This window comes from Streptomyces milbemycinicus, assembly GCF_002154605.1.
Lineage (GTDB): Bacteria > Actinomycetota > Actinomycetes > Streptomycetales > Streptomycetaceae > Streptomyces > Streptomyces milbemycinicus.
Genome location: NZ_MUNE01000424.1, coordinates 1 through 10496, shown reverse-complemented (window position 1 = coordinate 10496; position 10496 = coordinate 1). Strand labels below are relative to the sequence as shown.

The following is a 10496-nucleotide window of genomic DNA, read 5'->3' as shown; positions in this document are numbered from 1 at the left end:
GGTCGTGGTCGGGGGTGGGGTCGGGTCCTCGCGGTGCCAGCCGCGTTCGCCGCGGGCCCGCAGCCACGCCGTCGTCTCGTCGGGCGGCATCGCCGCCGCGACCAGCCAGCCCTGCACCGCGTCGCAGCCCAGATCCCGCAGCCGCTCCCAGGTCTCGTCGTCCTCGACGCCCTCCGCGACGACCAGCAGCCCCAGCGAGTGGGCGAGGTCGACCGTGCAGCGGACGATCTCCGCGTCCTCGTTGTCCACGGCCAGCCGGGCCACGAACGACCGGTCGATCTTGAGCTCGCTCACCGGCAGCCGCCGCAGGTGGACGAGTGAGGAGTAGCCCGTGCCGAAGTCGTCGAGGGACATCCGCACGCCGTGCCCGGTGAGGCTGGCCAGCGTGTCGGCGGCGCGCTGCGGGTCTTCGAGCAGGACGTGCTCGGTGATCTCCAGTTGCAGCGCGCCGGCCGGGACGCCGTGGCGGGCCAGCCGCCCGGCGACCGCGCCCGCGAAGCCGGGACTGTGCACATCGCGCGGCGAGACATTGACCGCGACGGGTACGTCCAGGCCGTCGGCGCGCCAGCGGGCGACCTGGCCGAGCGCCGTCTCCAGAACGTACTCGGTGAGCCGGGGCATCAGCCCGGAAGTCTCGGCCATGGAGATGAACTCGTCCGGGGGCACCCGCCCCCGGACGGGGTGGACCCATCGGACGAGCGCTTCGAGGCCGGAGACATGGCCGTCGAAGCCGACCTTGGGCTGGTAGTGGAGCTCGACGTCGCCCGCGTCCAGCGCCCGCCGCAGATCGCCGAGCAGGCCGAGCCGGTCGGGGGTGTTGCCGTCGCGGCGGGCCTCGTACAGCTCGACGCCGCTGCGGTCGCGCTTGGCCTGGTACATGGCGACGTCCGCGCGGCGCAGCAGCCCTTCGGCGTCGAGGGCGTGGTCGGGGTAGACGGCGACGCCGGCGCTGGCCTCCAGGACGAGGGTGAGTCCGTCCAGGTCGAGCGGTGAGCCGAGGTCGCCGACAAGGCTGCGGGCCGCGCGCTGGGCGCTGGTGAGCGAGTCGGTGGTGGGCAGCAGCACCGCGAACTCGTCGCCGCCGAGCCGCGCGACCTCCGCCCCGCCCGGGAGCGCGAGCCGCAGCCGGTCCGCGATCTGCAGGAGCAACCGGTCCCCTGCCAGATGGCCCAGGGTGTCGTTGACCGAGCGGAAGCGGTCGAGGTCGAGCAGGACCAGGGCGCTGCGTGTGCCGCTCCGCTCCGCTTCGTCCAGCGCGGTCCAGGTGCGTTCGAGCAGCCATTGGCGGTTGGGCAGTCCGGTGAGCGGGTCGCGCAGCTGCTCCTCGGCGCGCACCCGGGCGATCCACAGCGTGGAGTCGAGGGCGATCAGGGGCACCGCGAACAGCGGGAGCAGCAGGGGCATCTCGTCGGCGACGACGACGATGAGCGGGGCGATGCCGAGGAGTGCGATGCCGACGAGGACCTGTCGGACGAGGGCGGTGCGGGCGAGGGTGGGCAGTCCGGCGCCGGGCGGGGCGAGGGAGTACCAGAGGAGGGCGCGGGTGACCGCGAGATAGCCGAAGGCGGCGAGGGCCGTCTGGGGGATGGCGGACATGTCCCAGCTCGCCGGCCGCCAGGGGTGCTCGACGGTGGGGACGGTGCCGAAGGCGGCGAGGGTGAGGGCGGCCGTGCCGATGCCGAGGATGTCGACCGCGCCGTGCAGCGCCGCCTGCCGCCAGCGGTGCCGCCGGGCGGCGGCGACCAGGACGACGACGGCGAGGCTGACCAGCCCGGCGGGGAGCCAGCCGAACAGCAGCAGCGCGGCCAGGGTTAACGCGGCGCCGGATCCGGTGCCGCCCCACCAGCGGTCGCGGCCCATGGCGACGAGATGGCCGACGATGATTCCGGTGAGGACGGCGAGGGACCAGCCCACTGTGCCGTCGGGAAAGAGTGCATGGCCCGCGTCGAGCACCCGGAATACCCCGATGCCGAGTGCGAAAGCGGCCATCGCGACCGCCGCGGCGGGCAGCGCGGGCAGTACGAGCCGGCGCAGCCGCGACGCCGGGGCGGCGCTTTCGGTCGGTTTCATACCCGTCCCTCTCACAGCCGGCGGTGCCAGCGCCACGGCAGGCGCACACCATCAACAGTAGGCGGCAGATGGCTTTGCCGGGCGGCGATCGGCGACGGTTGCCCGAATGCCGCCCGACGATCCATAACCATCTGGTATGCGCTGTAAGGGTGATGCCCGCTCGCTATGCCCGGGAAGTGCTCCCGGTCGTATTCCGGCCAGGTTGGACCGGAACCCGCTCGGTACTCCACCGGACAGTTCGGCCGGACGGGTGATGCGGAGTGATGGGGAGTGATGGGGAGTGATGCGGAGTCATGTGGGTGATACGGAGTCATGCGTACTCCGTTCTACTCCGCAGGCGTCACCGCAGCCTCTCTCGCGGCCTCGGGCCCCTGTTCGAGGAGGACCGTAAATCCATCCTCATCGAGCACGGGAACCTTCAACTGCATGGCTTTGTCGTACTTCGATCCTGGATTGTCGCCGACAACAACAAAATCTGTCTTCTTCGAAACGGAACCCGCGACTTTGGCACCGCGGTTCTGCAGCGCCTCCTTCGCCCCGTCCCGAGTGTGCGTTTGCAGGGTGCCCGTGACCACGACGGTGAGCCCTTCGAGCGGGCGCGGCCCCTCGTCCTCGGGCGCCTCCTCCTCCAGCAGCACTCCGGCCCGGCGCCACTTCTCCACGATCTCGCGGTGCCAGTCCTCGGCGAACCACTGCTTGACCGAGGCCGCGATGGTGGGGCCCACGCCTTCCACGGCGGCCAGTTCCTCCTCGCTCGCCTCGGCGATCCGGTCCAGCGAGCGGAACTCACGGGCCAGCGCGGCCGCCGCGACCGGCCCGACATGACGGATCGAAAGGCCGGTGATGATACGGGCCAGCGGGCGCTGCTTGGCCGCCTCGATGTTGTCCAGCATGGCGAGGGTGTTCTTCTTCGGCTCGCCCTTCTGATTGGCGAAGAAGGTGACGACTTTCTCCTCGCCGGTCTTGGGGTCGCGCTTGGGCAGTCCGCTGTCCGGGTCCAGTACGTACGACGTGATGGGCAGCAGCTGTTCGACCTTCAGATCGAACAGATCGCCCTCGTCCTTCAGCGGCGGTTCGGCGGGGTCCAGCGGCTGGGTGAGCGCCCCGGCGGCTACATAGCCGAAATTCTCGATGTCCAGACACTTGCGGCCCGCGAGGTAGTAGACCCGCTCACGGATCTGGGCCCGGCAGTATCGGGCGTTGGGGCAGCGCAGATCGACATCGCCCTCCTTCATCGGCTGCAGTGGAGTGCCGCACTCCGGGCACTCGGCGGGCATCACGAACTCCCGCTCGCTGCCGTCCCGGAGATCGACGACCGGCCCCACAATTTCCGGAATGACATCGCCCGCTTTACGCAGCACCACCGTGTCGCCGATCAACACGCCTTTGGCCTTGACGACGTCCTGATTGTGCAGGGTCGCGAATTCGACTTCCGAGCCCGCCACCGTGACCGGCTCGACCACGGCGAACGGAGTGACGCGCCCGGTGCGTCCGACGCCGACCCGGATGTCGACCAGTTTGGTGTTGACCTCTTCCGGCGGGAACTTCCAGGCGATGGCCCAGCGCGGCGCCCGCGAGGTGGAGCCGAGCCGCCCCTGCAGCGGGATCTCGTCGAGCTTGACGACGACGCCGTCGATCTCGTGCTCCAGCGAATGACGCCGCTTGGGATCCCCGTAGTACGCGATGTACTCGCTGACGGCATCGAGCGAATCCACGACCTTGAAGTGAGCGGCGGTCGGCAGCCCCCACTCGTGCAGCAGCTCGTACGCCTGCGACTGCCGGTCGATGTCGAAGCCCTCGCGCGCGCCGATGCCATGGACCACCATGCGCAGCGGGCGGCTCGCGGTGACCTTGGGGTCCTTCTGGCGGAGCGAGCCCGCCGCCGCGTTCCTCGGGTTGGCGAAGGGCGGCTTCCCGGCCTCCACCAGCCGTGCGTTCAGCTCCTCGAAGCGCGCCCCGGGGAAGTAGACCTCGCCGCGGACCTCCACCAGCTCCGGGATGCGGTCGCCCTTGAGGCGGTCGGGGATCACGGAGATCGTCCGCACATTGGGCGTGATGTCCTCGCCGGTGCGCCCGTCGCCGCGGGTGGCGGCGCGGGTCAGCCGGCCCCGCTCGTACGTGAGGTTGACCGCGAGGCCGTCCACCTTGAGCTCGCACAGGAAGTGATACCCGGAGTCCCCGAGCTCCCTGACGATGCGCTCGGCCCAGGCGGCCAGCTCCTCGCCGTCGAACGCGTTGTCCAGGCTGAGCATCCGCTCGCGGTGCTCGACCTCCGTGAACTCGGTCTCGTACGCCCCCGCGACCTTCTGGGTCGGCGAGTCGGGCGTCCTGAGCTCCGTGTACTCCTCCTCCAGCGCCTCCAGCTCGCGCAGCAGACGGTCGAACTCGGCGTCGCTGACGATCGGGGCGTCCTTGACGTAGTACCGGAAGCGGTGCTCTTCGACCTGCTCAGCGAGGATGGCGTGCTTGTCCCGCGCCTCGGCGGGCACTGTCGACTGTTGTTCGCCGGCCACCGTGTCGTCCTCCCGTTACTCAGGGTTGTCCGCGAGCGATCTCGCCGCCCGGACGCAGTGGGCCAGCGCGGCGCGCGCGTACCCGGGCGAGGCGCCCGCGAGGCCGCACGACGGGGTGACCACCACGGACTCGGCGAGAATCCCCGGTGACAGCCCCAGCCTGCGCCACAGCGTCCTGACACCCATGACGCTACCGGCAGGGTCCGACAATGGGGCATCGGTGCCCGGCACGGCGCCGACGAACAGCGAGGTGCCGCCCTCGACGGCCTCCCCGATCGCCTCCTCCTCACGCTCAGTGAGCAAGGAGAAGTCGAACGACACCCCGGTGGCCCCGGCCCTCCGCAGCAGCCCGAAGGGCACGCCGGGCGCGCACGAGTGGACGACCACCGGCCCGTCCGCGACCGCGATCACATCCCGCAGCGCTCCCTCCAGCACGCCCCGGTCCACCGCCGCGTAGGTGCGGTAGCCGCTGGCCGTACGGACCCGCCCGAGCGCGACCGCCATCAGGCCCGGTTCGTCGAGCTGCAGCACCACCTCGGCCCCGGGCACCCGGCGGCGCACCTCCTCCAGATGGGCGCGCAGCCCCTCCGCGAGCGAGGCCGTCAGGTCACGGCAGGCGCCCGCGTCGTTCAGCGCGGCCTCTCCGCCCCGCAGTTCGAGCCCGGCGGCCAGGGTCCAGGGCCCGACGGCCGACACCTTGAGCGCGCCCTGATAGCCCTGGGTGAACTCCTCCAGGGCGTCCAGGTCCTCCCTCAGCCAGGCGCGCGCCCGCCGGGTGTCGCGCCCGGGGCGGTCGCTGATCCGCCAGCCGCTCGGCTCCACATGCGCGTACACCTCGACCAGCATCCCGGCGGTCCGCCCGATCATGTCCGCGCCGGGCCCGCGCGCGGGCAGCTCCGGCAGGTACGGCAGCGTCTCCAGCGACCCGGTGACGGTCTTGGCTGCCTCCCGCGCGTCGCCGCCCGGCATCGACCCGACGCCGGTCGCGGCTCCGGCGCCCCAGCGCGGCTTGGTGGTGGTGTTCGCGTCGTTCGCGGTGCTCTTCTCGCTCACCCAGGAAGAGTACGAGCCGCGGGGCCGCCGGCGTGAACCGCTCCGTCGGCTCGCGGCGCCCGCAGGCCGCACCAGGCCAGCAGGGCGGCTGCCGCGTACGCCCCGCCGGCCAGCGCGAAGCAGGCCGCGGCGCCCGCGTACCAGCCGCCCGCGCCCGCGAGGACCGCGCCCATCGCGGCGATGCCGACCAGCGTGCCGATCTGCCGGTTCGCGTTGAGCGTGGCCGAGCCGATGCTCGCGTGCTCGCGTCCGGCGGCGTCCATGACGGCGCCGGTCATCGCCGGGGAGGCGACGCCCAGGCCGGTGTTGAAGACGCCCAGGATCACGGCGAGCGCCCAATAGGGCAGCTCCGGGGAGAGGACGACCGCGAGGGCGATCGTCCCGGCCGCCGCGTACAGCAGCGACCCGGCGAGCGCGGCCCGGTTGCCCACCCGGTGCCCCACCTTGGCGTACAGGACGTTGCCGAGCAGGAAGACCAGCTGGGTGGGGAGCAGTTGCAACCCCGCCTCCATGGGGCTCGCGCCGCGCGCGTTCTGCAGGAAGAGCCCGAGCACGAACATCGCGCCGTAGCAGCCGAGGTTGAAGAGGAAGCCGACGGCGTTGGCGGCCGAGAAGTGCGCGTTGGCGAAGAGCGCGCCGGGCAGCACCCGCGCTGTCGTCCCCGCGGCCCGCTCCCGTACCGCGAAGGCGGCCCCGGCCAGCAGCGCGACCGCGAACGCGGCGAGCACCGGCGCCGCGCTCCACCCCGTCTCCGGCCCCTGGATCAGGCCGTACGCGAGCGCCGCGAGCGCGACCAGACCGAGCGCGTGCCCGGCCGCGCCCAGCGGCATGGCGCGGCCGGGCAGCGGCGCGACATAGCGCCGCGCGAGCACCAGGGCGGCGAGCCCGATGGGCAGATTGACCAGGAAGATGCTGCGCCAGCCCAGCCCGCCGACCAGCAGCCCGCCGACCGCGGGGCCCACTCCGGCCGCCGTCGAGACGATCGCGGACCAGAGGCCCAGCACCCGGATGCGCTCCGGGCCGCCCGGGAAGGCGTTCATGAGGAGGGTGAGCGAGCTCGGCATGAACAGCGCGGCCCCGGCCCCCTGCGCCAGCCGCCCGGCCACCAGCACCCCGGCGACCGGGGCCACCGCGCACACCAGCGAGGCCGCGGTGAACAGCCCGAGCCCGACCAGATAGATCCGCCGCGCCCCGAAACGGCCGGCCAGCGAGCCGGCGAGCAGCAGCAGGGACGCGAAGACGAGGACGTAGCCGTCGACGACCCAGGTGAGGCCGGAGAGGGACAGCTCCAGGCCGGACCGCAGCTCGGGCCCCGCGACGTTGATGATCGTCACGTCCAGGGTCGCCATCACGAACCCAAGGGCCAGCGCGAGGAGTTGCACGCCCTGCCGTTCCATCCCCACGGGCTGTGCCGCGCCCTCTTGCCTCTGCCGTGCTCTCTCCGTACGAGTGATCATGCACAGGAACTTATAGCTGTATCTATTGCAGCTGCAATAGATACAGCTATAACTTTACTGACGGCATACGAAAGCCCCAGGGACCCGCGCCACGAGGCTCCCAGGGGCCTTGCCTTCCGAGCCGCCTACCCCACCCGGTCGAGCGCCTTCAGCAGCTGCGTCCGCAGCTCATGACGCCCCTCGCCGGTCAGGTGATCCAGCGGCGAGTCCTTCCCCATCCGCCGCAGCAGATCCAGCCGCAGCTCCCGCCCCGCGTCGGTCAGGACCAGCTGCTTGGCCCTGCGGTCCGTGGGGTGCGGCTGCCGTACGACCAGCCCCTGCTTCTCCATCTTGTCCATCACATACGTCACATTCGGCGGCTCACAGCACAGCACCCCGGCCAGCTCCCGCGCCGTCTTGGGCTCCCCCAGCTCCTCCAGGGCCTTCGCCTGGGTGGGGGTGAGGCCTAGCTCGGCGATCCGGCTGCGCCGGTGCGCGTCCATCCGCCGGGACAGCTCGGTGACGAGTCCCCGGATCTCCCTGACCCCGCACCCCGCCTGCTCGGCGGTCGCACTCGCTTCGGCTTCGCTGCTCACCTCGTCAGCGTACGTCGGCGTGCGTGGTACACCGACGTACGCGTCGGGCCCCCATCCCGGCAACCGGTCAGGCGAGCGGCCGCACCGACAGATCGGTGATCTCCGCGTCGCGCGGCAGGTCGAGGGCCGTGAGGACCGTGGTCGCGACGGACCCGGCCGTCATCCAGCGCTCCGGGTCGTAGTCGTTGCCCTCCTGCTGATGCACCTTGACCTGCATCGGCGTGGCCGTACGCCCCGGATAGACGGTCGTCACCCGCACCCCGTTGCCGCTCTCCTCCCAGCGCAGCGCGTCGGCCAGCGCCTTGAGCCCGTGCTTGCTCGCCGCGTACGCGCCCCACTGGGCGTTGGCCCGCAGCCCGGCGCCGGAGTTGACGAAGACCACATGCCCCTGGGCCACCCGCAGCTGCGGCAGCATCAGCCGGGTCAGCTCGGCGGGCGAGACCAGGTTGACGGCGAGCTGGCGGGTCCACAGCTTGGGGGTCAGCTCACCGACCTCGCCGAGGTCCACCACCCCGGCGATATGCAGCAGCGAGTCGAGCCGCTCGGGCAGCGCCTGATGCCCCAGCGCCCACGACAGCTTGTCCGGGTCCGCCAGGTCACCGACGACCGTACGGGCCCCGGGGAAGCGCCCCGCCAACTCCCGCGCCCGCCCGGCGTCGCGGGCCAGCAGCCACAGTTCTTCGCCCCGCTCGGCCAGCCGCTCGGTGACGGCCTCGCCGATGCCCGAGCCTGCTCCGGTGATCAGATGCGTTCCCATGCCCCCAGCTTGCCGCACCGGGCGGGGCGGGGGCCCTCTGGAGGAGAAGTCGCCCCGCCTCGGTTCACCCGCCTCCGTTCAGCGGGTGCCATCGGAGGTGCCGCTCAGCGGGTGCCATCGGAAGTACCGCCGACCTCGTCCAGCCGGTCCTGGATGTGCTGGGCCTTTGCGGCGCGGCGCTGGGCGAGGTACAGGTCGAGGGCCAGCAGCCGGTTCTCCCGGGCCTCGTCGGTCCGGCCCAGGGCCTGCTGGGCGTCGGCGATGTTGGCGAGGGTGTCGGCCTCGTCGTACGCGTTGCCCGCCTCGCGGAACAGCTCCAGGGCCTCGCCGTAATGGTCGAGCGCTTGGTCGTGGCGGCCGGTGTGGTGGGCGATGTAGCCGAGGCTGTCCAGCGTCGAGGCCTCGGCGCCCCGGCCGACCTCGGCGCGGAACAGCGCCAGGGCCCGCTCGCAGTGGTCGCGGGCCTCCTCGAAGCGGCCCAGCTGGGCGTGGCACCAGCCGACCGCGTTGAGCTGGTTCGCCTGCCAGAACGGGTTGCCGAGCCCTTCATACAGGCGCAGGGCCTGACGGGCGTGGCTCAGCGCGGCCTCTTTGTCGCCCTGTTGCTCCCAAACCCATCCGAGGGTGCGATGTGTATGGGCCTGGGCGGGTACGTCGCCGGCCTCCTCGTACACCGCCAGGGCCCGGCCGAGGTGGTCCAGGGCCTCGGCGCCCCGTCCCAGGTGTGAGGCGGCCTGGCCCAGGCGCCAGTGGGCGAGCGCCCGCGCGGGCGGATGTCCCTGCTGCTCGGCGGCGGTGAGCCCCGCCCGCCAGACCCTGAGGTGATCCCGGAAGTGCGCACCGCGCCAGTGGTAGAAGATCAGCGTCCAGGCCAGCTGCCAGACCGCGGTGTGCCATTCCTGCTTCAGGGCCAGCCGCTGGGCGGCGAGAACGCAGGCGTATTCGGCGTCGAACCAGTCCAGGGCCGCGCCGGGGTCCTCGAGGCGGACCGGGACGCAGCCGGCCGCGGGCGGGTCCAGCTCGGGTCGGAACGGCGCGTTCGGCCCGTCCACCAGGCTGTTGGCGGCGAAGGCGGTGTGCAGATAGAAGTCGACCAGCCGCCGCAGCGCATCCGTACGCCGCCCACGCTCGGCGGCCTGACCGCATTCGGCCGCGTAGAGCCGGACCAGATCGTGCATCCGGTAGCGGGCCGGGGCGTGCCGCTGGACCAGGTGCGCGGCCTCCAACTCGCCGAGCACTACGCGGGTACGGGGCGCGCCGAGCCCGGCGAGGGCGGCCGCGGCGGACAGGTCGATGTCGGGGCCGGGCGCCAGGCCCAGCAGCCCGAACAGCTCGGCCGCCGGGGCGGAGAGGGCGCGGTGCGAAGCGGCGAAGACGGCGCGCAGATCGGCGGTCAGATCGCCGGTGTCCAGCGCGTCCAGCCGGGTCGCCGCCTCCCGCAGCTCCTCGGCGAGCGCGGCGAGGGGCAGGTCGGGGTGGGTCGCGGCGCGCGCGGCCACGATCCCCAGGGCCAGCGGCAGGCCCGCGCAGTGCTCCAACAGCACCTCCACCGCATCCGGTTCGGCCTCGACCCGCCCGGCCCCCAGATGCCGCACCAGCAGCTCGCGCGCCTCGGCCGCGCCGAAGACGTCGAGCGGCAGGGGCAGCGCGCCGTGCGTGGTGACCAGGGACGTGAGCCTGGAACGGCTGGTCACCAGCACGGTGCAGCTGGGGCTGCCGGGCAGCAGCGGCCGCACCTGCCCCGCGTCGCGGGCGTCGTCCAGTACGACCAGCACGCGCCGGCCCGCCAGCAGGCTGCGGTACAGCGCGGTCTGCGCGTCCAGATCCACGGGGATGCTGTCGGGCGCGACGCCGAGCGCGTCCAGGAACCCCCGGACCGCGACCGGCGGCAGCACCGGTTCCGCCGCCGGGTCGAAGCCGCGCAGGTTGACGTACAGCTGACCGTCGGGGAACCGCGCCATGTTCTCGTGCGCCCAGCGGACCGCCAGCCAGGTCTTGCCGACCCCGCCGATCCCGCCGATCGCCGAGATCACGACCGTCTCGCCGCCGCCCTCGGCCTCGGCCTCGGCGC

7 protein-coding genes are annotated in these 10496 nt (G+C 72.5%); all 7 read right to left on the bottom strand.

Annotated elements, in window-relative coordinates; translation table 11 throughout:
* Window positions 1-2070 (bottom strand): putative bifunctional diguanylate cyclase/phosphodiesterase (locus tag CCN51_RS31645; protein ID WP_086860385.1); only part of this gene is annotated, 2070 nt, incomplete at its 3' end.
* 326 nt (window positions 2071-2396) lie between these two features.
* On the bottom strand, window positions 2397-4583 hold the full coding sequence (gene ligA / locus CCN51_RS31640; protein ID WP_014176172.1) for an NAD-dependent DNA ligase LigA: 2187 nt from the start codon (window positions 4581-4583) through the stop codon (window positions 2397-2399).
* Window positions 4584-4598: 15 nt separating this feature from the next.
* Window positions 4599-5636, bottom strand: a complete 1038-nt coding sequence (locus tag CCN51_RS31635) for a methionine synthase (protein ID WP_014176173.1) — start codon at window positions 5634-5636, stop codon at window positions 4599-4601.
* Window positions 5633-7033, bottom strand: a complete 1401-nt coding sequence (locus tag CCN51_RS31630) for an MFS transporter (protein ID WP_014176174.1) — start codon at window positions 7031-7033, stop codon at window positions 5633-5635. The genes CCN51_RS31635 and CCN51_RS31630 overlap by 4 nt, the downstream gene beginning before the upstream one ends.
* 185 nt (window positions 7034-7218) lie before the next feature.
* Window positions 7219-7668: a MarR family winged helix-turn-helix transcriptional regulator gene (locus CCN51_RS31625; protein WP_014176175.1), complete on the bottom strand. Its 450-nt coding sequence runs from the start codon at window positions 7666-7668 to the stop codon at window positions 7219-7221.
* Window positions 7669-7735: 67 nt separating this feature from the next.
* Window positions 7736-8425, bottom strand: a complete 690-nt coding sequence (locus CCN51_RS31620; protein WP_014176176.1) for an SDR family oxidoreductase — start codon at window positions 8423-8425, stop codon at window positions 7736-7738.
* Between the two features lie 104 nt (window positions 8426-8529).
* A partial coding sequence (locus tag CCN51_RS31615; protein ID WP_107426118.1) for an ATP-binding protein occupies window positions 8530-10496 on the bottom strand: 1967 nt, incomplete at its 5' end.

Excerpts from the sequence above, each read along its gene's own strand:
- CCN51_RS31620 (WP_014176176.1), bottom strand. The coding sequence starts at position 8,425 with ATGGGAACGCATCTGATCACCGGAGCAGGCTCGGGCATCGGCGAGGCC.
- CCN51_RS31630 (WP_014176174.1), bottom strand. The coding sequence starts at position 7,033 with ATGGAACGGCAGGGCGTGCAACTCCTCGCGCTGGCCCTTGGGTTCGTG.